The organism is Stenotrophomonas sp. STEN023, from assembly GCF_056760135.1.
The window spans coordinates 30,236-53,068 of the sequence record NZ_JBRREF010000029.1; the positions used below are offsets into that span (position 1 = coordinate 30,236).

The window sequence follows — 22,833 nt, forward strand, 5'->3', positions numbered from 1 at the left end:
AGCCGAATGGACCGCCGAGGCTGGTCGAAGTTCCCCATGGCCACGGAGCGCTGTCCGCGCACTTTGCTACACAGACTTTACGCCGTCCCGCCCAGCCGCCATGGCGATTTGATGCGGCTGCGGCGCATCGTGGCATCACCGCGCCGCACGGCGCTTGAACGTGGTGCTACATGAGCGTTTTACTGATCCGGCATACCCGCAACCCAGCAGTGCCGGATGCGTCCCTGCTGCCTGCACAACTCGCCGGACAGCCACTGCATTGCCTGCACTGCGGCTCACTGCCGGCGCTGGCCCAATGCCTGCACAACGCGCGTCAGCAAGCGCCGGACTGGGTGCTGATTGAGAACAGCGCCACCGACGATGCACAGTGGGCACTGCACGGCCACGCTGTATGCAACGCCCTGGACGCCTTGCCGGCGCCGTATATCGAAATCGCCAACAACGATGCCGATACGCTGGAAACCCATCTACATCCCCACCACGCCGCAACCGCGGTGGTGGTCTGCAGCACCGGTACCGACGCGGCGCGAAGCCTGTCGCTGGCGATCACAACCCGTCTGATCAGCAATGGACAAGGTGCCTGAGCCATGGCGATCTTCATCGTACGCGGGCCCGATGCCTGTGATGCACTACTGCAGGCTGCTGTGCCACTGCCAAGCCCGGTCATGAATGCATTGGTGCATCGCGCACTCGATGTCGGCATCAGCGTGGCACAGCGCAACTGCCGCTCTGAACAGGAGTTGCTGGACTCACTGTGCGCGGCCGACCACAACCCGGACGACGTGATCCTGCTGGCACCGGCCGCCTGCGTGTACAGCCTGCGCCTGCAGCGCCTGCTGCCGCGCCTGCGCAATGCCTACGTGGAAGTTCACGAGGACGCCAGCGATGCGCCGCAGTCCTGCCTGCCGGAGCATCTTGGCCATCGTCTTGGCATCGCCCAGGGCTACTGTGCGCAAAGCTACGTGCTGGCCATGGAACTGGCGCTGGAGCACCTGTGTTGCAGCGATGTCGGTGATCGCGTGCATGTAGGCACCTGAGATGGACGCGCATCGCTACATCATCGGATATGAGATCTATCTGGATGGCCACCCGTTCTGGTGGGGGCATCTGGCACTGCGTCTGGATCAAGGCGATCCATTGCTGCTGCAGCCGCAGGCATTGCTGGATCATCTATGCGTGATGGCGGCAAAGCGACATGATGTGGCGGCGGCGCAGGTGCGGTTGAAGATGATCAGTCGGCTGTAGCGAGCGGCGCTTCCCTACGCCACTCCTGCAAGGCTGGTGGATCGCGGGGAAAGCCCCTTGCCGAGCATGGCTCGGCACTACATGTGGTCGTCTGGCCCGCTTTCACAGCCAGGCTTGGCCAAATACACTCGGCCTGCCATCTTTGAACTGCAGGTCGTCAGGTTCACATGCCTTTACTCAACGGTTTCTCGCTGGGCCAGGAATTCGATATCGAAACGGATCTGGTGCAGGCATGTACGGAACAGCCCAACCATATCCTGGAACAGTTGATTTTCAGCTCGGAACTGGACTTCGAACCCTGCCGTGAGCTGCTCGAGAGCACGCTCTCGCGTCGTTACGGACCATCTGCAGCGCCAGCCTTGAGCGTGTGCGGAGAGGTCTCCGTGGCCTGCTACAGCTTCGCAAAGGACGCAACACGGGTTACCGCCCAGATTTCCTGCGAAGGGCCAGATTACCGCTGCCATGGCTTCATCCATGCCACCACTCGCTGGCAGCCGGATTCGAGTTCGTGATTCGCTATCATCGGCAAACGGGCGGGTACACGCCTGCGTGCCGCACGCACTCGATTCCCAAGGACGATCTTCGACATGAATAGTCATTCCATACTGCTGTACTTGCTGCTTGCCGCTACACCGGCTGTTGCGGCCGATAGCCCGGACGAGGCTGCCACTTTGGCCATCGTCACTGCCGGTCATTGGCAGTCAGGTCAACAGCAAGGGGTTTATCGGGTGCGCCTGGAGAATGTTGGCTTCGAGCACGTCTCCTGCCGCGTCTGGATTGAATGGTTGAGCGCACCGGCCCTCGGAAAGCCCTTTGCGACCGTTGCAAGGCTGTCATTGGCCGAGGCATCGGACAGCTTCTGGTCATGTCCCAACCGAAGCGGTACGGTCGTGCTGAGCGACGCAGCGTTGCAGCTCAATCTGGTCCATGCCTATTCGCTGGAGCCGCGTGTGTTCAATGTGGCGCTGGGTGCGCCGGGGCAGTACCAGTTGCAGACCGAAGGGAATACATCACCGTGACGAATGGAATCTCCCGCGCTTTCACCCTGACGGCGAGCACTTCGCGCGTCATCGGCCGCAGCCTGTTGTTGCTCGGCGTGCTGCTACTGGGCGCATGCGCAACCCGCCCCGGTCCGCTGGGCGCATTGTCCAACATCGTGGTTACCGGCAGTGGCGTCGACAACGAGCGCGATGCGCTTCTGTGTGATGGATTCAAACCTGATCCACGGCAGCTGCGTGCGCTCTTCCGCAATGCCGTGCTGATCACCCCCCGCCAGGAACATGATTTCTTCCTGCACGGCCCTTGTTATGTGCGCGGCACGCTCACCACCCGCTATGAGCGCTGGCATTGGGAGCTGCGCAATGGCGGCACTGCGCGGGTTACCTCGGCTGCAGGTGATGATTCATTCCTGCTGGCCGATCCGCGCGAGGAATCATCGCTTGGCGATGAGTGAGGCCAGCACCGTTCCGTAGTGCCGAGCCAAGCTCGGCCCGGGCGTTGCCGGGAAAGCCTCTGCCGAGCAGGGCGCGGCACAACCCGCAGTAGTATTCTTCGGCGGCGGCTTCGCGGCCTTGCTGGCGGATCAGCGCTTCTTCGCGGGCGTCATTGATTGCGTGGCGCACGCTGTCCAGATCCACAGCGTGTTCGTCCGGGGTGAATTCGCCGGTCAACACAGTGTCCGCCAACAAGTCGCCGGCCTGGAACAACTCCCACATTTCCTCGCCGTACCAGGTGTCCAGCAGCGCCGGTGCGCTACGGCCGAGATAGGCGGTGAGGTTGTTGACGTCGCGCAGCAGCATGGTGCGTGCGGCGTTGTTGCCGCCAGCACTCACCACCTGTGGGAAATCGATCACCACCGGACCATCCGGCCCGACCAGCACGTTGTACGGCGACAGATCGCCGTGGATCAGCCCGCAGCACAGCATCAGCTTGACCTGCTGGACCAGCACAGCGTGGAACTCGGCGGCCTGCTCGGCACTCAACTCCACCTCGCCCAGGCGCGCGGCGCTGTAGCCCTCGGCGTCGGTCACCAGCTCCATCACCAACACACCCTGGAAATAACCGAACGGCTCAGGCACCCGCACGCCGGCGTCGCGCAGCTGGTACAGCGCGTCCACCTCGGTGTTCTTCCATGCCGCTTCGGCCTGCTTGCGGCCGTAATTGCTGGCCTTGCCGATGGCGCGGGCCTCGCGGCTGCCACGCACCTTGCGACCTTCCTGGTACTGCACGCGCTGCTGGAAGCTGCGCTGCGCCATGTCCTTGTAGACCTTGGCACAGCGCACTTCATCGCCGCTGCGGACGACGTAAACCGCCGCTTCCTTGCCGCTCTTGAGCGGGCGCAGGACCTCGTCGATGACGCCGTCGTCTATCAGTACCTGCAATTGTTGGGGTGTTTTCACAGTGTCTCGGTGGCTGCGGGTGGCGGCTCGATCTGCATCGAACGTGGGCCGTCCGGGTGGGATCAGGCCGGCATATTGTTGCCGATGGTACGGAAACCGGCCAGCCATGGCAGCAACGCGGGGTTCAGAGTGGGGCGTTCTGATGGCACGAACGCGAACGGCCAGGCGTCGCGCCTGACCGTTGGCTTGGAGTAATTTGGGATGAAGGCGGTGTGCCGAGCCGGCTGCGCCAACCCTATCCCCAGCCCCTCTCCCGCGGGGAGAGGGGCTAACGCCTCACCTTAGCGGCTCAGCACGCCCGGGTTCATCAGGCCCTTGGGGTCGAGCTGGGTCTTGACCGCGTCCAGCACCGCCAGCGCGGCCGGGTCGCGGCCGGCCCGGTAGTCGTAGAACTTGCCCAGCTGCAGGTTGGCTGCGCCATGCGCACGCATGGTGTCGGCGATCTGCCGCTTGAGCGTATCGGCAGCGGCGCGGGCCTGCAGGTGCTCGCCCGGGCAACCGATGCGTTCGCGGTGATCGGCATCGACGGTGCGAACGTGGAAGGCATTGTGGCTGTCCGGCCAGTAGATGCAGGGTTCGATCAACGCAACTTGCGCACCCACGCTGGACAGCAGGGTGCCGATGAAGATGCCGTGTTTGTCCATGGTTGCCTGCTCACGCGCGAACAGCGCCTGCAACGCGTGGAACATGCTGCTGGCCCTGGAATGCGGTACCAGTGCATGCACCGGCGCCCAACGCTCGCCCTGCGGGCCGAGCATGGAGTTCCAGGCGGCAAAGGGATTGGCGGCCATCATCTTGGGGATGGACGGTTCAATACTTTCGCCGAACTCAGCGACCAGCTTGCGCGCACGCGCGACCCGGTCGGCGACTTCTGCCGCGCTGTCGCCTTCCAGAGTGATGTGCAGCGAGAACTGCTCCTGGTCGACGATGTCGCGACCCTTCACCGCCAGCTTCAGGCCGGAGATCAGGCCGCCCTTCCTGATCACGTTGCCCAGCGCCTTGACGTCGCTGGACAGGCCAGCGCGACGCATGCGCACGCGGGTAAGCGCCGGATCGAAGGCCGCTGTTTCGCTGGCAAGGCCGTGTCGCGCAAGCACGCCAAGCGCGGCAAACAGGCCCTCGGCGGTCGCAAACTGCCAGGACAGATAGTCGATATGCGTGTGCCTGGGGATGAGCTTGAGCACGATACGGGTCTTGATGCCGAGCAGACCGCAATCGCCGAGGAACAGCCCGGTCAGGTCCGGGCCGTACCAGCGGAAGAATGGCGCGGTATTGGCGGCGGCCGCCGAGCCGGTGGTGAGGATGTCGCCATTGGCGGTGACCACCTGCAGGCCCAGCACCACATCGGCCGAACAGCCATAGCGTGCGCTGCCGTGGAAGACCGCGCCCTGCGACATGCCGCCGCCGACCGTGGCGTGTGAACCGGACATCGGTCCGAAGTACGGCGTGCGCACGCCCTTGGCGTCCAACGCGTCCTTCAGGGCGCGCCAGGTGACACCGGCTTCGACCACCACGTAGGCGTCTTCCAGATTGATCTCGACGATCCTGTCCAGCGAACTGGTATCCACCAGCACGCTTGGGCTCTGTGCAGCGGTGTAGCCGCTGGTATAGCTCATGCCACCACCGCGCGCGATCACCGCGACACCGGCATCGGTGAGCTGTTTGACCGCAGTGGCGAGCTGTTGTGCATCGTTCGGACGCAGCACCGCCAGCAACGGCTGGCCCTGCGAGTAAACATCGGTGGCGTAGTACTCAAGCTCGCTGGCATCGGTGACGATGTTGTCGCCCCAGCTGGACTGCAGCGTGGCGATGACGGCGGTGGCGGTGTCGTTGCTCATGGGGGTCCTTCGGTTCAGGCGGACAGGGCGGCGGCGCGCCCCTGGTAATCGGATTCGGCATCGGTGATGACACGCAGCGGTACCGGCAAGGCACGCAGATGCGCTGCCAGGTCCGGCGCGGTGACATCACGCAGCAGGCCGTGCAGGCGGCTGCCGAGGCGTAGCAGTTCGACAACGTTGGCATGCACCAGCGCAGGCGCAGGCGCATCCACGCGGCGGCGCGCAGCAGCGCTGGGCGGCAGCCATGGCCATAGCAGGTGGCGCTCGCGCTCCCATTGCCAGGCGTCGCAGAGATAGCCGCCCGCGCGGTCGATGACCGTGCTTGGCAGGTTCTGCAACAGCAGCGCCTGCTCCTCGGCATTGAGCAACCATGGCGAGTGCAGCACGACTTCGCTGACACGCGCACCCAGCGCATCCACCAGCCCAGGAACGTAGCCGGCAGCAGCGCCATGCGCTTCGATCAGCAACGGCAGCTCGGCGCTGTCGCGCACTGCATCCAACAAGGCGGCGACCACGCTGGCGGCGTCCAGGCCAGCATCGCTTTCGCAGGAGGCACCATGGCCGGGAAGATCCGGCAGCAGGCACGCGCTGTCATCGTCATCAAGCTGTTGCGGCACCAGCGGCCGGCTGCCGGGCGCATGCAGGCATAGGCGCAGCGTCCCCTGCCCTGCCCGCTCCCAGACCGCCATGTCACCGCTGGCGGTGGCGATGATGCGGCGCTGCCAACTATTGTTCGTCGCGGCACCCGCGTTGCCAGCAACGAAGGCCGGCTCCGCAGCCAAGGTCTGCGCCAACCAGCCATCCATGCTATCGAGCATGGCCGGAATGCCTGCAGGCTCTTCAACTACCGCCACATTGGCCGGCACATCGTGCAGGCGCGGCATGTGCGCCAGCAGCGGATCGCCGTGGCGGTAAACCAGCCACGACGGCATCTGCAGCTGCTGCAGCCAGAAGTGATCGTTGTGGCGGAACGCCGCCGCATAACCGGCGCGATAGGTGTCGCCGACATCCAGCACATCCATCACCGTTTCGCGGGTGCTTTCCATGGTCTGCGGTGGAATCGCCATCGCCGCTTCGGCGCGGCCGTCGTACCACGGGAAGTAATACTTCTGCTCGCGCATGCGCGACCACAGCCAACGCAGGTGCGAGCCGTCCCACTGCGGCACGAACGGTGGCAGGTAGGCGTCGCCATACAGGGCGCTTTCCTGCGCGGTGAAAGCCGCGTAGCCATCGACCACCAGCGCTGCCACGCGCTCGGGATTGGCCCAGGCCAGCCAGGTCGCGATCAGTCCACCGGTATGCATGCCGAACACCGCGAAACGCTGCAGGCCGATAGCGTCGACGAACGCCAGGGTGGCCGCGCCGAACTCGGCAATCGTCATTGGATTGCCGGACAAGGCATCGGAGTAGCCGAAGCCGGGCGTATCCGGCGCAATCACCGTATAGCGGTCGGCGTAGCGCTGCTGCATCGCTGCCCACATCCGCGAGTTCTGCGGCGATTGATGGATCAACAGCAACGCCGGGCCGCTGCCGGCAATACGGTAGTGCACCTGCCGTCCGTTGACGGAAGCGAAGCGCCGTTGGATCTGGGTCATGCCTGTTCCTTAGAGCCGTACCAGCGCCTTGCCCAGGTTGTCGCCATTGAGCAGGCCGATGAAACCAGCCGGCGCAGTGGCCAGCCCGTGGTGGATATGTTCGCGGTAACGCAGCGTGCCGGCGGCGATCATCTGCGCCAGCTCACTGCGGCATTGCGCGAAGTCGCCCAGATGGTCATGGACCACCAGGCCTTCAAGGCGTGCGCGCGCACCGATCACCGGCCCGAGATTGGGGCCAGCCGGGCGCTCGGCGCGGTTGTACTGATCGCTGAGCCCACACAGCACCACGCGTGCATGCAGGCGCAGCAGCGACAGCGCCGCTTCCAGCACGGCGCCGCCAACATTGTCGAAGTAGCCGTCGATGCCACCCGGGCAGGCCGCGCGCAGGGCGGTAACGAAATCCGGATCGCGATAACTGACACAGGCGTCGAAGCCGAAATCGTCGGTGACGATGGCGCACTTCTGCGCGCTGCCGGCAATACCGACCACGCGGCAACCTGCCGCCTTGCACAGCTGGCCAACGACGCTGCCAACCGCGCCAGCGGCGGTGGAAACCAGAATGGTTTGTCCGGGCGTGGGTTGCAGAATCCTGCGCACACCGGCCCACGCGGTGAGCCCGGGAATGCCCAGCACGCCAACGGCGGTACTGACCGGTGCCAGCGTTGCATCGATCAGCGAAGTGGTGCCTGCATCCAGCACGGTCTGCTCGGCCCAGCCGGTCATGCCGGTCACGACATTGCCGGGCGCGAAACGACCACTGCGATCTTCGATTACCGTACCGATGCCATAGCCCGGCACGATGCTGCCCAGCGGCGGGCACGGCGACGCGTAGCGACCACCGAGCTGCGCACGCAGGAACGGGTCCAACGACAGCCATTGCACCTGCACCAACAGCTGGCCATCGCCGACAACCGGCAACGGCAGCTGCTGCGTTTCAAAATCCTGCAGCTGCGGCAGGCCTTGCGGAAGCTGCCGCAGGCAGACGGCCTGCATTGTGCTGTGCAGGCCGTCCATCATCAGAACGCGTTGATGCCGGTCAGCTCGCGGCCGATCACCAGCTGGTGCACGGTCTCGGTGCCTTCGTACGTGATCACCGATTCCAGGTTCAGTGCATGGCGGATCGCACCGTGCTCGGTGGTGATGCCGGCGCCGCCGAGCAGGTCACGGCACTCACGGGCGATGTCGATGGCCAGCCGGCAGTTGTTCCACTTGGCCAGCGAGACCTGCTGCGGCTGCATCTGCCCGGCGTCCTTCAAACGACCGAGCTGCAGCACCAGCAATTGGCCGGCAGTGATACGGCGGGCCATGTCGGCCATCTTGATCTGCGCGCTCTGGGTGGCGGCCACCGGGCGGCCGAACAGGATGCGTTCCTTGGTATAGGCCAGCGCTTCGTCCAGGCAGGCAATCGCCGCGCCCAGCGGGCCCCAGGTGATGCCGTAGCGGGCCTGGGTGAGGCAGCCCAGCGGACCCTTCAAACCCTTCACGTTGGGCAGGCGGTTGGCGTCGGGCACGCGCACGTTGTCGAAGAACAGCGCGCCGGTCACCGAGGCGCGCAGGCTCATCTTGTGCTTGATTTCCTGGGCGGTGAAACCCGGCGTGCCTTTCTCGATGACGAAGCCCTGCACGCCGTCGTCGGTATTGGCCCAGACGATGGCGATGTCGGCCACCGAACCATTGGTGATCCACATCTTGGAACCGTTGATCACCCAGTCGCCGCCATCTTTGACGGCGCGGGTCTTCATGCTGGCCGGGTCGGAGCCGCCATGGGCTTCGGTAAGGCCGAAGCAACCGATCACCTTGCCGCGTGACATGTCCGGCAGCCAGCGCAGGCGCTGCTCTTCCGAACCGTAGGCGTAGATGGGGTACATGCACAGCGAGCTCTGCACCGAGACGAAGCTGCGGATGCCGGAATCACCGCGCTCCAGTTCCTGGCAGATCAGGCCGTAGCTGACGCTGTTCAAGCCGGCGCCGCCGTACTGTTCCGGCAGCGAGCTGCCAAGCAGGCCCATGTCGGCGATCTCGCCGATCAGCTCGGTCGGGAAGCGGCCCTGGTCGAAGCAGTCACCAATGATCGGCAACACGCGCTCATCGGTAAAACGGGCAACGGAATCCTGTACAGCGCGTTCTTCCTCGCTCAGCAGCGAACGCACGTCGAACAAATCGTAGGGGTTCAGTGTCTTCAGGCTCATTACTGTCTCTGGAAGGCGCATCCGCGCCCGGAAGGTAGGGGATAAGGTAGTTCAATCAGGCCGAAAGAATTGCTGCAGCTGCACGCTCGCCCGAGGTTACGGCCGCTTCCATGCCCGGAACCTGCAGTTCGGTCTGCTCACCGGCGAAGTGGATGCGCCCGAACGGGGTGTTGGCCCAGCGCAGGGTCTGCGCAAAATGGCCCGGCGCAATCTCCGAGAACGCGCCGTCGGCCAGCGGATCATTGCCCCAGCTGCGGGTCTCCAACGGTAGCAGCGCGCCCTTGGACGCCGGCCGCAGCCGTTGCATGGCGTTGATGGCCCAGGCGAAGCGGGCCGCACGGTCGAGCTGATCGGCCTGCAGGGCCATGGCGCCGTTGAGCCAGACGATCAGGCGGTTGATCTGGCCATCGGCACCGGGCACGGCAAACACGCGCTGCAGCGGGCCATCGCCCCACAACGACAGCGGCAGGCCATCGTCTTCCCAGAATTTGCGGGTGGGCTGCAGGTGGATGGTGGTGACGGCGTTGCAGCGGCGTGCCGACCAGACCTCCTGCTGCGCGACCGGCGGCGCCGGATCCATCGCGATGCGGCGGAGCGGGCCACTGGGCAGGGCCAGCACCAGATGCGCGGCGCGGAAGCGGCGACCATCGGCGCAACGGACTTCCAGCTTGCCGCGCACGGATTCGACCCGGGTGACCTGGGCATCGAGTAGCGGCGGCTGCGCGAGTGACGCCGCCATCGCCTCCGGCAGTGCCTGGCTACCGCCCTGCACCCAACCAGTGCCCCTGGAGCCGAACCGACGCAGCGCATCGCGGCGCAGTGCATCGAGCGCACTGATCGAGTGCAGCGAAGAAAAGCTGTTGCCGATATCCATCCACTGCAACGCCTGCGGCGACCAGCCCTTGCTGGCGATCAGCTGTGACAGTGGGATATCCAGCGAGAGATTGGCCGGATCGCGCCAGCTGTCGACGGCAGGCAGGCCAAGCTCGGCAATCGCGGTGGCCAGCAGCAGCGGCGGCAACAGGCCATGCTCGCGGCCCTGCAAGGTATTGAGCGGGCTTTCACCCCAGGATTTTGCTGGCACCAGCGTATCGCCGATGGCCAGGCCAAGACCGGCTGCCGTCGGCAACGACGCCGACGGTGGCACGATGCCGACACCAACGCGCTTGGCGTGGGCGTGTACGCGTTCGTAGGCAGTGCCGACTTCAACCCCACCGATTTCAAAGCGGATGCCGTTGCGCACCACCGTCTGCAGGCGGCCACCGACGCGCGGATTGGCTTCCAGCACGGTGACCCGCGCGCCGCCTGCTTCCAGGGCATGGGCGGCAGACAGACCAGCCAGGCCAGCACCGACCACGATGACATCGCTGGTAGGCACCTTGGCGTGCAGCATGCCCGGCAGCAGCGACAGTGCAGCCATGGCGGAAACTCCGTTGATGAAATCGCGTCGTTGCATTGGTTCTGCCTGCAAAGGTGCGGGATTGTTGCTTCAAGGGCCGTCATTCCCGCGCAGGCGGGAACGACGATCTGTTGGGGGTCGGTAACGCCAATCAAGCGCGGCTGGGACGGTGCAACGACCCTCCCAGCCCGCCTCGCTGCTTAGAACTTGTAACTGACCTCAATGCCGTACATGCGCGGCAGCGAAGGCGTCAAACCGAAATCACGCAGGTTGGTCACCGCCAGCCCGGTCAACGGCGGCACTGCAGGCACGGCGACGTATGCATCCGGATTGATGGTGCGCTGCGCGTCTTCCAGGGTGCGGTCGTTGAACGCGTTGTTGATGTAGGCCGACACCTGCAGCTGCTCGGTCGGGCGGATGCTGAAGCGGAAGTTGGTACGGGTGGAGGCACCGATGTACGCCAGGTTGTCGACCTGGATGTAGCGCTTGCCTTCGTAGTTGACGTCCATGTTGGCGGTGTATTCCCAGCCATTGGACAGTGCTCCGTCATACATCAAGCCCAGCGTGGCCTTGTGCTTGGGCACGCGCGGCAGGGTAGCGCCAGCGGCGTCGGCAGCCGGGTCCGCCAACGTCGGTGCGTTGCTGCTGGAGAACAGATCCGCCTGGTCCTGGCTGATGAACTTCAGGATCTCGGCATCGGTGAACGAGTACGCCAGGCTGGCCAGCCAACCCTGCGCGAACGCCCACTGGCTTTCCAGCTCGAATCCGCGGATGCGCGATTCACCGACGTTGGTGGTGTAGCTGGTGGAGAACAGCGAGCCGTTCTTGCGGATCACCGGGCCGGTTTCGGTCAGCTGCTGGTTGGTCCAGTCGATCTGGTAGATGTTGGCATTGACGCGCAGGGTGCCGTCCAACCAGTCGCTCTTCATGCCCAGTTCGTAGTTCCAGGCCTCTTCTTCCTTGAAGGTATTCAGGCCGCGGGCGATCAGCGCATCGCGCTCGGACTCGAGGAAGTCGGCGCGGTAGACGTCGGTGTTGAAGCCACCTGGCTTGTTGCCCTTGGACACCAAGCCATACAGATTGACGTTCTCACGCGCCTGATAGCTCAGCGTCCAGCGCGGGGTGAAGCTGCTGAAGGTCTTGTCCAGCGCATACGTCTGCCGATAGGTAGTGGCACCGAGAACACGCACGTCGGTACCGCCCTTGCTGATCTCATCGCGCGCGTAACGGCCTTCCAGCGAGGTGGTCCACTGGTCGTTGATGTGCCAGTTGATCAAACCGTAAAGCGCCTTGTTGACGGTCTGGTCATCGGGATTGGTCGGGATGGGGGTGACCACCTTGCTGCCGCCGATGGTGTAGCCGGTCAGGTCGCCGCCCCAGCCCGGCTGCGCGTTCTGCTCGTAGTAGTACGCGCCTAGCATGCCCGACACGGCAAGGCTCTGGTCGCTGGTCAGGCGGATGTCCTGCGACCAGTTCTTGACGCCGCTGTTGGCGAAGCTCTCGAACGCACCGCCGTAGCCGCGGATGGTGCTGTAATCCTGATCGCTGGCGGCGTAGGTTTCACTCTTGTTGTAGGCCGATGTCGAGGTCAGGTTCCAGCCGTTGGCGAACAGATAGTCCACCACCACACTGGTGCGCAGCAGATCGCTCTTGCGCCCGGCGAAGTAACCGGCGCTCTCGAATTCCCTGGTATTGAGCGCGTAGTCCGACGGCGCCTTCAACTCGCCACAGTAGTAGCCGCGGCGACGCGACTCCAGGATCGGATACAGGCCGAAGTACAGCCCGCCGGTGTATTCCGGCAAGTAGCAATTCAGGTTTTCGCTGCCGAGGCGCGCGACGGCGAAATGCTGGTCGCGGCTCTTCTGCTTCATCACCCTTGCGGTGATGTCCAGCGCGTCGGTAGGTGACCAGGCAATCGCCGCCATGCCACTGACGGTCTCGATGCCATTGAGGTCTTTGCGGCCCGATGCGTTGTTGTAGAACACGCCATCATTGCCGCGCTTGTTGAGGCTCAGATCGTAGCCGAACGCGCCATCCTCGGTGCCGCCCGAGTAGAACAGGCTCATTTTCTCCTGGCCGTAGTTGCCTGCGCCCAAGGTGAGCTTGCCACCGGGTTCGCTGCCAGGGCGCTTGGTGATGAAGTTCACCGCACCAGAGAATGTGCGGCGACCGAATGCAGCCGACTGCGGCCCTCGGATCACCTCCACGCGCTGGATGTTCTCCAGCCCATAACTGGAAATGTCACCCTCGACGAAGATGCCGTCGATGAAGAACGAGGCATTGGCCTCACCCTGGATGTTGGACATGCCACGAATCACCGGGCGGTCGAAGCCGCGACCATAGCCGGACTTGAACGAGAAGCTCGGCGACAGGTTGGCGATGTCGCGCACATCCACAAGACCCTTCTTTTCAATGGTCTGCGCCGACATGGCGGTGATCGGCAATGGCATCTGCTGCAGTGGTTCGGATACACCGCGCGCGGTCACGGTGATCTGGTCGAGGCTCTGCACGGCCTCGCTGTTGGCTGCCGGCGGCGGCGTCGATTCGTCGGCAGCCGCGGCGGTGGCGTTGCCGGCACACAGCATGAGTGCCAAGGCGATCGAGGAGCACAGCAGGTCTGGCTTGATGGTTTTCATGGTCTACCGACTGGAAAGTTTGATCGGAATGGATTGGGAGGATGGATGCGCCGTCTTGGGGGAGGGTTCCGTCCGGTGTTTCCGTACTTCAGTCCTGCTGTTTCGCCGCCGCGCCCTGCTTGAGCTGCTTGTAGGCGCTCCAGCTGGTGACGTTGGGCTGCACCCAGGTTGCGGGTGCGCGTGCGTATTCCGGGTAGCGGGTACGCACGAGTTCCTGGATATCGGCCGGCAGTTCACTGACCGATGCGCGCTTGTTGCCCTGCGCGATGTACAACAGGCTGCCCGGGCGCATGCCCAGCTTCATCCATGGCAGCCACGGCCCGATGCGGGTCCAGCCGTAGGTGACCGGCACGCTCTTCAGCGCCGGGTTTTCCAGATCCGCGCGTGGCGCGAAGAACATGAAGTGCTCCGAGCCCATATAGGTCGGGCCACTGGATTCGGCGGGGAACTCGGCCGGCTGCAGCGGGTTGGGGTAGGCCAGCGGAATGTTGAGGGTCAGCATCACCTGCTCGCCGGCTTCCACCCATGGCAGCTGCAGCGGGCGGCCCGGTGCGTTGAGCACGGTGTTGACCGGATCGTTGGCGACCTGCACGACCTCGTTGCGCTCACCAGACAGCGGGTTGTCCCAGCTGTCGATGATCTTGCCGGTCTTCAAGTCGCGATAGAACGTGAGCTCACGCGTGTACAAACGCCACACGCCATCGGCCTGCTTCTCGGCACGGCAGATGTTGTAGCCCTCGAAGCCCATCAGCGGTGCGGCCTTCTTGCCCGGCTCCTGCGCGAACAAGGTGCCGGCCCACCACAGGATCTCTTCCTGCTTGGGGTCCAACGAGCAACGCAGCTTGACCATTGCCTCGACGCTGCCCTGTTCGGACTGCAGATCCAGCGCTTTTGCCTGTGGCGAAAGTGCGATTGCGGCAGCCAGCAAAACCGATGACATTCGAATCACGTCCAACCCCCGATTGAAATGGAGCGATGAAGCCAGTGCCTTGGCCTGCTCCGGACCACGGAAGACAGGCCTGTTGACCCATCGAAGATGACATATAGCTATATCATTAGTACATGATTGTCCAATCATTTGTAGAACCTATGTCGGCGATCCCGCGGCAGCGCTGGGCGGCATGAAAACCTTGCCGCGCGGGCCAATGGCGAGACCGCGCAGGATGTTGCTTCGCAACAAAAAAGCCTCTGCCAGCACCATGAAAACCGGCACTGGCTTTTTGTCCGGACATTTGAGAAATTCGGGAATCGGGGTACGCCAGCAGGACGCTGCAGCCACCACCGCAGGGACCGTGGCGCAGGTATCAAACCGCCGCTTGACCCCGACCAGAGCAACATGACATATAGATATAACTTTAGAACTTGAAGCCTTCCGAGGAATCGCCATGAGCCAGCAAGCCCTGCCCCCCAGTTGGCAGCACGTGGGCCGCCACGCGGTGTTCCCTGACAGCGCGCTGGATGACACCGCCCGCTTCGACTTCCTCGCCAACCTCAACGGCTACCTGGCCACCCAGCTCAGCCCCAAGGTCAAAGTCGCCTACGAAGGCCGGGTAAAACCCGCCTTCGAGAAGGAGAAGGGCCGTGCGCCGCAGACCCGCCATGAAGTCCGCAAGGCGATGGCTGGCGATGCGATCTACCAGACCTGGAGCGCCCTGCGCCGCAGCAGCATGGAAATGCGCCAGCAGGCCGGTCGCGGCCTGGTGCTCAAACAGGTGGATGCGTTGATCGAGAAGACCCGCGCGCTCAACGCCAGCGACGACGGCCTGCAGCTCGATGCCTCGGTGCAGGTGCCGCGCTACTCCAGCGCGGTCGACATCCACTGCATGCCCGGCGGCTACCACACCGAGCTGCTGGCCGATGACGTATCTGCCGCCGCCAACTACGACTGCGGCATCTTTGCCACCACCGGCGGCATGCTTGGCCGCTACAACGACGGCGGCGGCCAGGCGCTGGCGCAGTGGCTGCAGGAACAGCATCCCGGGTTCAAACCACGCCGCATCCTCGATATAGGCTGCACAGTCGGCCACAACATCGTGCCGCTGGCGCAGGCCTTTCCCGATGCCGAAGTGATCGCGATCGACGTGGCCGCGCCGATGCTGCGCTATGCGCATGCCCGCGCCCGTGCGCTTGGCGTCAACAACATCACGTTCCGCCAAGCCAATGGCGAAGCGCTGGACTATGCGGATGGTTCGTTCGACCTGATCACCACCGCCATGTTCTGGCATGAGAGCTCTTCCACGGCGATGCCGCGCAAGCTGCGCGAGATCCAGCGCCTGCTGGCCAGCGGCGGCCTGACCGCGCACCTGGAGCAGCCGCAGTACCACGGCATGGACCCCTACGAGCAGTTCATCCGCGACTGGGATGCGTACAACAACAACGAGCCGTTCTGGAGCGTGATGCACGAGTACGACCTGCGCCAGATGATGGCCGCGGCCGGCTTCGATGCCGAGCGCTATTTCGAAACCAAGGTCCGCGGTGTGGTTGATCGGGACATCTTCCCGGTCGCCAACGAGAGCGGCGAAGACCACGGCCGTGCTGCGCTGTGGACCATGTTTGGAGCGTGGAAAGCATGAGCATCGATCCGATCGCCCTGGCCGGCAGCCGCGCCCGCGGCAAGCGTCCGTACTTCTTCAAGGACCCGGACGTGGAGCGCGTGCTGTCCATCGCCATGGCCATTGCCATGGAGAACGCAGTGACCCACCAGCGCCTGGACGCGCTGGAACGCCTGATCGAACACAAGGGCCTGCTCAGCCGCGAGGAGCTGGACCAGTTCCGCCCGGACCGTGAGGCCGAAGCACAGCGCACGCTGTGGATGAAGGAATACATCGCCCGGGTGCTGCGCATCGTGCAGCAGGAAACCGAGGCGGTGGAAGGCGGTGCTATGGACGTGCCGATGGAAGAAGTGATGGATGCACTTCGCAACGAATGAGGCCAAGCCTCAACTGATGACATCAACACGACCACAGGAAACCGCAATGCCGAACATGCAACTGCACCTACCGCTGCTGGCCCGTCACGAAGGCGTCTGGGACGGTGTCTACCGTTACTACGATGCCAACGGCGACAAGATCGACGAGCACAAGTCGCGCCTGATCTGCCGTTTTCCCAGCGACGAGAACGTGCCCTACCACCAGACCAACCACTACAGCTGGGCCGATGGCAAGGTGGAAGTGCGTGACTTCCCGACCCGCTATGAGTTCGGCCGCGTCATCTTCGACAACGAGCTGATCTATGGCTGGGCAGCCGAAGTACCGCTGGACGATTACCACCGCACGGTAATGCTGTATTGGAAACGCAAAGGTGAGGAAGGCCTGGAGCTGTACGAGATGATCCAGCTTTCCGACTGCGGCCAGCTGCGCAACCGCATCTGGCATTGGTACAAGAATGGTGTGCTGGTGCAGCGCACCTTGATCGACGAGAAGTTCGTCAGCCGCGACTGGCAGAAGATCAAGGGCGAGAGCTTCAACGGCGACCCGATCTGACTCTTCTGCTGTTGCTTGAGCCCCTCTCCCGCGCGCGGGAGAGGGGTTGGGGTGAGGGGAAGCTCCTAGCAAGCGAGCCAAACGCTTTGACAGCTCTTGAAGCTTTAGAAGCTCCCCTCATCCGCCCCTTCGGGGCACCTTCTCCCGCAAGCGGGAGAAGCAACAGCAACAGCACAAGCAACAGCACAAGCAACTGCAACAGCACAAGCAACTGCAACTGCAACTGCAACTGCAACTGCAACTGCAACTGCAACTGCAACTGCAACTGCAACTGCAACTGCAACTGCAACTGCAACTGCAACTGCAACTGCAACCAAGATGATCCACGCCGCCCATCCATCGAGGCAAGCAATGAGCAACACCCGCAGACATTTCCTCGGCAGCGCCGCCGGCCTGGCCGCACTCGGTGCCGTCGGCCCCGCCCTGCTTGGCAGCTCGGCACCCGCACAGGCAGCAATGGGCAAGGGCCAGGACGTGCTCAATGAGCACACCGACGGCACCTACGCCACGGTTGAACTGGCCAAGCCGGCATGGACCCTGGGCCTGGTGCAGTCGCGCGTGCACAGCTTCGATGCCAGGGATTGGAAGGCCGGCAGCAAGCGCAACCTCGAACACATGCTTGAACTCATCGACAAGGCGCACTATCACGCCAAACCCGACCTGCTGCAGTTCCACGAGTTCCCACTCAGCGGCTGGCGCAAGTGGACCCGCGATGAAATCCTCAAGTTCGCCATCACCATTCCCGGGGCGGAAACCGAAGCCATCGCCGCCAAGGCACGCCAGTACGGCACCTGGATCGTGTTCGGTGCCTATGCCACCGATCCGGATTGGCCGGGCCACGTGCTGTCGATCACCACGATCATGAACGACAAGGGCGAGATCGTGGACAAGCACTGGAAGGCGCGCAATCTCAAGGGTGCGTTCCCGGACTTCGAGCTGTTCACCACGACCACCTACGACGTGCTCGAGCGCTACGTGGAAATGTATGGCCGCGATGCAGTGGTGCCGGTGACGCGCACGCCGCTTGGCAATATCTGCACCAGCTCGACGCAACGTGAGCCGGAGCTGTTCCGGGCGATGGCGTTCAAGGGTGCCGAGGTCTTCCTGCGCACCGCCTCCGGTGGATTCTCGGACATGGATGTTGCCGCCTGCGCGATGTACAACGGCGTCTACTCGTCCATCGTCAACAACTCGATCTCGCCGGACAATGGCCCCTACTTCGATGATCCGGGTTCAGGCGGCACCGCGCTGTACGATCCCAGCGGCAAGATCGTCGCCGAGGCGCAGAGCAAGGAAGAGACACTGGTGCTGGGCCGCGTGCCGATTGCCGAGCTGCGTGCGCGCAAACGCCAGCCTGTCGTGCACATGGATCTTTTCCGCGACGTCTACGACACCTACCAGAATGCCTATCCGCCGAACCTGTGGTCGGAATACCTGCCCACTTCACTGGAAGATGCCGCACGCTACATCCGCGGCAAATCACGCTGGAAGTAAGCAGCGCCACCGGCACTGCTAGCGGCTGGAAAATCCGCCCTTGGCGCAGAGGGAAAGGCACCTGCCGCAGCATCGGCTGCGGCAGGTGCAGCGCCTGGCTGGCGATACTGAACAGCCAAGGCACTGTGAACCAGTCCGCAAATCCTGCACCTTGCCTGCACATTCCCCAGCCCATACTGCGTGCAGGGGGATGTTGACCGGCCGCAGCTGGGAACGCCCGTTCCTTGTGCGCCGGAGTTTGCGATGTTGGGAATGTTCAAGAAAAAAACTGCGGGCGTCATCATCGTGACGCTCAATGCGCGCCTGCAGCCGATGCACCGCGCCGATCTGGAAGACGCATTCAGTGACGCCTGCAATGCGCATGATCTTGGCGCAGAAGTCATGGGTGGCGGCACCTTGCTTGCCGACAATGGCGAGGTCGCCGCCTGTGACATCGAAGTGCGCGTGGATGATCTCAGCGCCGAGAGGATCGCCATGGTCGGCCGGCTGTTCGAGGCGATGCTGGCCCCGAAGGGTTCATTCATGGTTGCCGGCGCCGACAGCAAGCGCATCGGCTTGGGCCAGCACGAAGGCCTCGCCCTTTACCTCAATGGCACCGCGCTGCCGGCGGAGGTCTACGAGGTATGCGATTCAAACCATGTGCATGACGAGTGCGAGCGCCGCCTGCAAGGTATCGGCATGGTCAACAGCCACTGGCAAGGCCCCACCGAAACCGCGCTGTACATGTATGGCGACAGCTTCGAGCGCATGCACGCGGCGATCCTGCCGTTACTGGAGAACTATCCGCTCTGCAGGCAGTGCCGGGTCGAACGCATCGCCTGAGTTGCTGCGCAGGCAGATCCAGCCGGGCTGCCGATCCCCTGCCTGCCATGGCGCCCACCGCTAACGCGCGGAATCATCCTCACCGCTGCGTCCTGCGCCATAGCCCAGGCCCGCACCCATGCCCATACCGGCGCCCATGCCACCGCCGGCACCGCCCTTGCCAGTGCCGCCACCATCCTTGTCTGCAGCCTTGCCACCGCCCTTGTTGCCACCGCTGCTGGCCGGGCGCGACGGCCCTTGCCTGGGTATCACAAGCGCCGCCGGAATCACCTCCAGATCCAGCACGCTGCGGATGAAGTCACGCAGCGACACCACCAGCTCGGCGGTGTGGATGGGGCGACCGTCGACCATGTCGGTGGCAGCGCGCGCAGCCAGCCGCACCTGCTCCTCGGTGCCGAGCAGGATCACGTCCGACAGCGCCGCTTCCACCGCATCACGGATGCGCCGCGCACGCTCACCTGCCTCGCCCGGATCCGGCGTTGGCAACAGCAGTGCGCCCCCGGCGGTGGTGACGGCCTCGCCCTGCGCCAGCTCGGCGGCGCGTCGGCGCAAGTCGCGCAGATGGCTGGGATCAACCGTTAGGTCACCCTTAAAGGAACCGCCTAGTGTCTTGTAGGCGGCGATCAGGGTCTTGAGCCGCTCATTGATCTGACGATTGGCTGCTTCGCGCTTCTGCTGCACCACCTGCATCACCAGCAGGCGGATACCGACGCCGATCAGGGTGATGATCGCCAGGCCGAACAACGTCGACAGCAGACCCTGCCAGGAACTGAAATCCAGGCCACGCATCCGCGCACCTGTTGCTGCAGGCGCACATAAGCGCCGGGGCCTTCATCGTACCGGCAGCATGCCAATCCCCACCAACGGCACAGCCACTGCGGCGGGCGGACGCGGTATCGTGTCGCCCTCTTCTTGACCATGAACCTGCCGATGCCCAGCACTTCTTCCGCCCCGGCCAGCGCCCCCTCACAGAAACTGGAACGCGCGCTCAAGCCGCGCCAGCTGATCATGATGGGGCTGGGCAGTGCCATCGGCGCCGGCCTGTTCCTGGGCTCCGGCGTCGGCATCCAGGCTGCCGGCCCTGCCGTGCTGATCTCCTACCTGGTGGCCGGTACCCTGGTCATCATCATGATGCACGCCATGGGTGAGATGGCCGCCGCGCGGCCTGCCAGTGGCGCGTTCTCGGTGTACGCGGCGGACGCCCTCGGCGCCACCGCCGGCGCTACCGTGGGCTGGCTGTGGTGGGCGCAGCTGGTGGTGGTGATCGCCGCCGAGTCGGTGGGTGCGGCCGGCCTGCTCAGTACGGTATGGCCACAATTGTCGGTACCGCTGACCTCACTGGCGTTCATGGTGGTGTTCACCGTGATCAACATGATGGGGGTGCGCAACTACGGCGAATTCGAGTTCTGGTTCGCCATCCTCAAGGTCGGCGCCATCATCGCCTTCATCCTGATCGGCATCGCCCTGCTGCTGGGCCTGCTGCCGAATGTGCCCTCGCCCGGCCTGGCCAACATCACCGGCCATGACGGCTTCATGCCCAAGGGCCTGACCGGTATCGGCGCGGCGCTGCTGGTGGTGATCTTCGCCTTCGGCGGCACCGAGATCGTGGCCGTGGCCGCCGCCGAAACCCAGGATCCCGAACGCAGCCTGGCCCGCGCCATCCGTACCGTGGCCTGGCGCATCCTGGTGTTCTACATCGGCTCGATCGGCGTGATCATCGCGGTGGTGCCGTGGAACAGCCCCACCCTCAAGTCGCCGTTTGCCGCGGTGCTGCAGGTGGCCAACATCCCCGGGGCTGCCACCGCCATCACCCTGATCGCAGTCATCGCCCTGCTGTCGGCGCTGAACGCCAACCTCTACGGCGCCTCGCGGATGATCTATTCGCTGGCCGAGCGTGGCGAAGCCCCGCGCTGGTTGGGCCTGACCAATACCCGCCAGGTCCCGGTGATCGCGGTGCTGGCCAGCGTGCTGTTCGGCTTCGCCGCCACCGTGCTGGAGCTGATCTACCCGGACAAGGTGCTGCCGGTGCTGCTCAACGTGGTCGGCTCCACCTGCCTGCTGGTGTGGACCATTACCCTGGTGTCACAGCTGATCCTGCGCCGCCGCGCCGACCGCCTGGGCACGCCGCTGCCATTTCGCATGGCCGGCTTCCCGTATCTGACGGTGCTGGCGCTGGCGATCCTGGCGCTGATCTTCGCCCTGCTGCTGACCACCCCGGAAACCCGCCTGCAGTTCCTGTCGATGGCTGCCTTCACCGCTTTCATCGCGCTGTTCAGCGGTTTGGCAAGGCGCGCACGCCGCGCCTGACCATGCCGGAACAGGCTGTTCGCCCGACTACGACCATGGCGGGCTTGTTTTAACGCGAAACTAACGGCAGGCTGCGCCCATCCGAGCCCAGCCATGCCAACCCCAGACCCCCGCGTAGACGCCTACATCGCCAATGCCGCTCCTTTCGCGCAGCCAATCCTGCGCGAGATCCGGCAGCGCGTGCACGGCGGTTGCGAGGTGGCGGAGGAAGCCATCAAGTGGGGCATGCCAGCGTTCCTGTACAAGGGCAAGCTGCTGTGTGGCATGGCCGCGTTCAAGGCACACGCCACGCTGGGCTTCTGGCAGCGCGACGCGACTGGCGGTGACGATACGGCATGGGCCAGTACGGCCGCCTGCAGTCGCTTGCTGACCTGCCTGGCAAGCGCGAATTCACCAGCCAGCTACGCGCCTCCATGCAACGTATCGACACAGGCGTAACCCGGCCCAAAGCTGCACCGCGGGCGTCCCTGCCGATGCCGCCGGCGTTTGCCGAGGCCTTGGCCGGTGCCGCGACAGCCAAGGCACACTTCGACGGGTTTGCCCCGGGCTATCAGCGCGACTATCTGGAATGGATAGGAGAAGCCAAACGTGAGAGCACCCGCCAGCAGCGTATCGCCCAGGCCATCGAGTGGTTGTCTGATGGCAAGCGACGCCACTGGAAACATGAGACGCATTGACGTGGAACGCCCCAGCGATTCCACTTCCCCAAGACATCCCCCCATCAGTCCTGTTGCTACGCCATGATCGACCTAGAAGACCTCATCCAGCGCGCCATCGACCCGGCATCCGTGAAGCTGGAAGGCACCCTGACAAATCCGCCGTCCTTCGGCGTGTATGCCATCGAGAACATCGATGACGGCAGCACCCATTACCGCTTCGGCAACCATCCGGTGCGCAAGCAGGAGCTGGAAGACAAGTTCGGCAGCGCCGAGCTGGAATACCTGTTCCTGAGCCGCGAAGACGCCGCAGCCCTGACCTCGGCCCTGAACCGCCCCGAGTCGGACTAAGCAAACCGAGGTAGAGCCGAGCCATGCTCGGCTGGGGCATTCCCGATACCGCCTCAACTGTAGTGCCGAGCCATGCTCGGCTGGGGCATTCCCGATACCGCCTCAACTGTAGTGCCGAGCCATGCTCGGCTGGGGCATTCCCGATACCGCCTCAACTGTAGTGCCGAGCCATGCTCGGCTGGGGCATTCCCGATACCGCCTCAACTGTAGTGCCGAGCCATGCTCGGCTGGGGCATTCCCGATACCGCCTCAACTGTAGTGCCGAGCCATGCTCGGCTGGGGCATTCCCGATACCGCCTCAACTGTAGTGCCGAGCCATGCTCGGCTGGGGCATTCCCGATACCGCCTCAACTGTAGTGCCGAGCCATGCTCGGCTGGGGCATTCCCGATACCGCCTCAACTGTAGTGCCGAGCCATGCT

The 22,833-nt window shown here is 64.1% G+C and carries 24 protein-coding genes and 1 pseudogene; 15 read left to right on the forward strand and 10 right to left on the reverse strand.

All coding sequences use genetic code 11. The features are described 5' to 3' along the window. Positions 1-170 precede the first annotated feature (170 nt). The 6 genes from ACVOLV_RS10370 (at position 171) to ACVOLV_RS10395 (ending at position 2,698) form a co-directional block, all read left to right on the forward strand. Positions 171-584, forward strand: coding sequence for a hypothetical protein (locus ACVOLV_RS10370; RefSeq protein WP_481554321.1), 414 nt, complete (start codon positions 171-173; stop codon positions 582-584). Between the two features lie 3 nt (positions 585-587). Then, positions 588-1,037 (forward strand): 3-dehydroquinate dehydratase, encoded by a 450-nt coding sequence (locus tag ACVOLV_RS10375; RefSeq protein ID WP_481554322.1) that lies wholly within the window; start codon positions 588-590, stop codon positions 1,035-1,037. Between the two features lies 1 nt (position 1,038). Next, the gene (locus tag ACVOLV_RS10380) at positions 1,039-1,245 is read left to right on the forward strand and encodes a hypothetical protein (protein WP_481554323.1); all 207 of its coding nucleotides are present in this window, start codon (positions 1,039-1,041) and stop codon (positions 1,243-1,245) included. Between the two features lie 167 nt (positions 1,246-1,412). Further along, the gene (locus tag ACVOLV_RS10385; RefSeq protein WP_481554324.1) at positions 1,413-1,757 is read left to right on the forward strand and encodes a hypothetical protein; all 345 of its coding nucleotides are present in this window, start codon (positions 1,413-1,415) and stop codon (positions 1,755-1,757) included. Positions 1,758-1,832: 75 nt separating this feature from the next. Next, positions 1,833-2,264: a hypothetical protein gene (locus tag ACVOLV_RS10390; protein WP_481554325.1), complete on the forward strand. Its 432-nt coding sequence runs from the start codon at positions 1,833-1,835 to the stop codon at positions 2,262-2,264. Further along, the gene (locus ACVOLV_RS10395) at positions 2,261-2,698 is read left to right on the forward strand and encodes a hypothetical protein (protein WP_481554326.1); all 438 of its coding nucleotides are present in this window, start codon (positions 2,261-2,263) and stop codon (positions 2,696-2,698) included. Before ACVOLV_RS10390 ends, ACVOLV_RS10395 begins: the two co-directional genes overlap by 4 nt. Before the next feature lie 94 nt (positions 2,699-2,792). Here the strand turns inward: ACVOLV_RS10395 and ACVOLV_RS10400 are convergent. The 8 genes and pseudogenes from ACVOLV_RS10400 to ACVOLV_RS10435 all read right to left on the reverse strand — a co-directional run. Further along, a pseudogene (locus tag ACVOLV_RS10400) lies at positions 2,793-3,644 on the reverse strand (PA4780 family RIO1-like protein kinase); the annotation flags it as partial. 281 nt (positions 3,645-3,925) lie between these two features. Further along, positions 3,926-5,482, reverse strand: coding sequence for an FAD-binding oxidoreductase (locus ACVOLV_RS10405; protein WP_481554327.1), 1,557 nt, complete (start codon positions 5,480-5,482; stop codon positions 3,926-3,928). A gap of 14 nt (positions 5,483-5,496) precedes the next feature. Further along, a complete protein-coding gene (locus ACVOLV_RS10410; RefSeq protein WP_481554328.1) occupies positions 5,497-7,077 on the reverse strand; it encodes an alpha/beta hydrolase in 1,581 nt (526 codons plus the stop codon). Positions 7,078-7,086: 9 nt separating this feature from the next. Beyond that, positions 7,087-8,094 carry an NADP-dependent oxidoreductase gene (locus ACVOLV_RS10415; RefSeq protein ID WP_481554329.1) on the reverse strand — a complete coding sequence of 336 codons (1,008 nt, stop codon included), beginning with the start codon at positions 8,092-8,094 and terminating at the stop codon, positions 7,087-7,089. Further along, positions 8,094-9,266 carry an acyl-CoA dehydrogenase family protein gene (locus ACVOLV_RS10420; protein WP_481554330.1) on the reverse strand — a complete coding sequence of 391 codons (1,173 nt, stop codon included), beginning with the start codon at positions 9,264-9,266 and terminating at the stop codon, positions 8,094-8,096. Before ACVOLV_RS10420 ends, ACVOLV_RS10415 begins: the two co-directional genes overlap by 1 nt. Positions 9,267-9,321: 55 nt before the next feature. Next, entirely contained in the window at positions 9,322-10,722 is a 1,401-nt protein-coding gene (locus ACVOLV_RS10425) for a flavin monoamine oxidase family protein (protein WP_481554331.1), read from the reverse strand. Between the two features lie 143 nt (positions 10,723-10,865). Then, a complete protein-coding gene (locus ACVOLV_RS10430; protein ID WP_481554332.1) occupies positions 10,866-13,301 on the reverse strand; it encodes a TonB-dependent receptor in 2,436 nt (811 codons plus the stop codon). A gap of 88 nt (positions 13,302-13,389) precedes the next feature. Next, entirely contained in the window at positions 13,390-14,241 is an 852-nt protein-coding gene (locus tag ACVOLV_RS10435; protein ID WP_481554333.1) for a DUF1838 family protein, read from the reverse strand. Positions 14,242-14,686: 445 nt separating this feature from the next. Here ACVOLV_RS10435 and ACVOLV_RS10440 point away from each other — a divergent pair, with 445 nt between their 5' ends. The 3 genes from ACVOLV_RS10440 to ACVOLV_RS10450 are packed head-to-tail and all read left to right on the forward strand — an operon-like array spanning position 14,687 to position 16,783. Then, on the forward strand, positions 14,687-15,874 hold the full coding sequence (locus tag ACVOLV_RS10440; RefSeq protein ID WP_481554334.1) for a class I SAM-dependent methyltransferase: 1,188 nt from the start codon (positions 14,687-14,689) through the stop codon (positions 15,872-15,874). Then, positions 15,871-16,230, forward strand: coding sequence for a hypothetical protein (locus ACVOLV_RS10445; RefSeq protein ID WP_296247458.1), 360 nt, complete (start codon positions 15,871-15,873; stop codon positions 16,228-16,230). Before ACVOLV_RS10440 ends, ACVOLV_RS10445 begins: the two co-directional genes overlap by 4 nt. Positions 16,231-16,276: 46 nt before the next feature. After that, entirely contained in the window at positions 16,277-16,783 is a 507-nt protein-coding gene (locus ACVOLV_RS10450; protein WP_481554335.1) for a hypothetical protein, read from the forward strand. Here ACVOLV_RS10450 and ACVOLV_RS10455 read toward each other — a convergent pair. Further along, entirely contained in the window at positions 16,764-17,096 is a 333-nt protein-coding gene (locus tag ACVOLV_RS10455) for a hypothetical protein (RefSeq protein WP_481554336.1), read from the reverse strand. The genes ACVOLV_RS10450 and ACVOLV_RS10455 overlap by 20 nt on opposite strands. Before the next feature lie 38 nt (positions 17,097-17,134). On the opposite strand from ACVOLV_RS10455, the gene ACVOLV_RS10460 reads away from it, so the two are divergent. Together ACVOLV_RS10460 and ACVOLV_RS10465 are read left to right on the forward strand one after the other, a co-directional pair. Further along, positions 17,135-18,277 carry a nitrilase-related carbon-nitrogen hydrolase gene (locus tag ACVOLV_RS10460; protein WP_481554337.1) on the forward strand — a complete coding sequence of 381 codons (1,143 nt, stop codon included), beginning with the start codon at positions 17,135-17,137 and terminating at the stop codon, positions 18,275-18,277. 252 nt (positions 18,278-18,529) lie between these two features. Then, complete coding sequence (locus ACVOLV_RS10465) at positions 18,530-19,099, forward strand: hypothetical protein (RefSeq protein WP_481554338.1); 570 nt, start codon at positions 18,530-18,532, stop codon at positions 19,097-19,099. 60 nt (positions 19,100-19,159) lie between these two features. Here ACVOLV_RS10465 and ACVOLV_RS10470 read toward each other — a convergent pair whose 3' ends face one another. Then, entirely contained in the window at positions 19,160-19,888 is a 729-nt protein-coding gene (locus tag ACVOLV_RS10470) for a hypothetical protein (RefSeq protein ID WP_481554339.1), read from the reverse strand. Positions 19,889-20,023: 135 nt separating this feature from the next. On the opposite strand from ACVOLV_RS10470, the gene ACVOLV_RS10475 reads away from it, so the two are divergent. The 4 genes from ACVOLV_RS10475 to ACVOLV_RS10490 all read left to right on the forward strand — a co-directional run bounded on the left by ACVOLV_RS10475 (position 20,024) and on the right by ACVOLV_RS10490 (position 22,413). Then, a complete protein-coding gene (locus ACVOLV_RS10475; RefSeq protein WP_481554342.1) occupies positions 20,024-21,406 on the forward strand; it encodes an amino acid permease in 1,383 nt (460 codons plus the stop codon). Between the two features lie 93 nt (positions 21,407-21,499). Then, positions 21,500-21,844, forward strand: coding sequence for an iron chaperone (locus tag ACVOLV_RS10480; RefSeq protein WP_481554340.1), 345 nt, complete (start codon positions 21,500-21,502; stop codon positions 21,842-21,844). After that, entirely contained in the window at positions 21,820-22,083 is a 264-nt protein-coding gene (locus tag ACVOLV_RS10485; RefSeq protein ID WP_481554341.1) for a YdeI/OmpD-associated family protein, read from the forward strand. Before ACVOLV_RS10480 ends, ACVOLV_RS10485 begins: the two co-directional genes overlap by 25 nt. A 63-nt stretch (positions 22,084-22,146) precedes the next feature. Next, positions 22,147-22,413, forward strand: coding sequence for a hypothetical protein (locus ACVOLV_RS10490; RefSeq protein ID WP_303748316.1), 267 nt, complete (start codon positions 22,147-22,149; stop codon positions 22,411-22,413). Positions 22,414-22,833: the final 420 nt, after the last annotated feature.

What these genes read in the sequence shown, in the direction of transcription:
- ACVOLV_RS10450 (WP_481554335.1), top strand. Translation starts at nt 16,277, where the DNA reads ATGCCGAACATGCAACTGCACCTACCGCTGCTGGCCCGTCACGAAGGC.
- ACVOLV_RS10480 (WP_481554340.1), top strand. Translation starts at nt 21,500, where the DNA reads ATGCCAACCCCAGACCCCCGCGTAGACGCCTACATCGCCAATGCCGCT.
- ACVOLV_RS10440 (WP_481554334.1), top strand. Translation starts at nt 14,687, where the DNA reads ATGAGCCAGCAAGCCCTGCCCCCCAGTTGGCAGCACGTGGGCCGCCAC.
- ACVOLV_RS10390 (WP_481554325.1), top strand. Translation starts at nt 1,833, where the DNA reads ATGAATAGTCATTCCATACTGCTGTACTTGCTGCTTGCCGCTACACCG.
- ACVOLV_RS10405 (WP_481554327.1), bottom strand. Translation starts at nt 5,482, where the DNA reads ATGAGCAACGACACCGCCACCGCCGTCATCGCCACGCTGCAGTCCAGC.
- ACVOLV_RS10490 (WP_303748316.1), top strand. Translation starts at nt 22,147, where the DNA reads ATGATCGACCTAGAAGACCTCATCCAGCGCGCCATCGACCCGGCATCC.
- ACVOLV_RS10465 (WP_481554338.1), top strand. Translation starts at nt 18,530, where the DNA reads ATGTTCAAGAAAAAAACTGCGGGCGTCATCATCGTGACGCTCAATGCG.
- ACVOLV_RS10385 (WP_481554324.1), top strand. Translation starts at nt 1,413, where the DNA reads ATGCCTTTACTCAACGGTTTCTCGCTGGGCCAGGAATTCGATATCGAA.
- ACVOLV_RS10485 (WP_481554341.1), top strand. Translation starts at nt 21,820, where the DNA reads ATGCAACGTATCGACACAGGCGTAACCCGGCCCAAAGCTGCACCGCGG.
- ACVOLV_RS10375 (WP_481554322.1), top strand. Translation starts at nt 588, where the DNA reads ATGGCGATCTTCATCGTACGCGGGCCCGATGCCTGTGATGCACTACTG.
- ACVOLV_RS10425 (WP_481554331.1), bottom strand. Translation starts at nt 10,722, where the DNA reads ATGCAACGACGCGATTTCATCAACGGAGTTTCCGCCATGGCTGCACTG.
- ACVOLV_RS10470 (WP_481554339.1), bottom strand. Translation starts at nt 19,888, where the DNA reads ATGCGTGGCCTGGATTTCAGTTCCTGGCAGGGTCTGCTGTCGACGTTG.
- ACVOLV_RS10430 (WP_481554332.1), bottom strand. Translation starts at nt 13,301, where the DNA reads ATGAAAACCATCAAGCCAGACCTGCTGTGCTCCTCGATCGCCTTGGCA.
- ACVOLV_RS10380 (WP_481554323.1), top strand. Translation starts at nt 1,039, where the DNA reads ATGGACGCGCATCGCTACATCATCGGATATGAGATCTATCTGGATGGC.
- ACVOLV_RS10435 (WP_481554333.1), bottom strand. Translation starts at nt 14,241, where the DNA reads ATGTCATCGGTTTTGCTGGCTGCCGCAATCGCACTTTCGCCACAGGCA.
- ACVOLV_RS10420 (WP_481554330.1), bottom strand. Translation starts at nt 9,266, where the DNA reads ATGAGCCTGAAGACACTGAACCCCTACGATTTGTTCGACGTGCGTTCG.
- ACVOLV_RS10370 (WP_481554321.1), top strand. Translation starts at nt 171, where the DNA reads ATGAGCGTTTTACTGATCCGGCATACCCGCAACCCAGCAGTGCCGGAT.
- ACVOLV_RS10460 (WP_481554337.1), top strand. Translation starts at nt 17,135, where the DNA reads ATGAGCAACACCCGCAGACATTTCCTCGGCAGCGCCGCCGGCCTGGCC.
- ACVOLV_RS10410 (WP_481554328.1), bottom strand. Translation starts at nt 7,077, where the DNA reads ATGACCCAGATCCAACGGCGCTTCGCTTCCGTCAACGGACGGCAGGTG.
- ACVOLV_RS10415 (WP_481554329.1), bottom strand. Translation starts at nt 8,094, where the DNA reads ATGATGGACGGCCTGCACAGCACAATGCAGGCCGTCTGCCTGCGGCAG.
- ACVOLV_RS10445 (WP_296247458.1), top strand. Translation starts at nt 15,871, where the DNA reads ATGAGCATCGATCCGATCGCCCTGGCCGGCAGCCGCGCCCGCGGCAAG.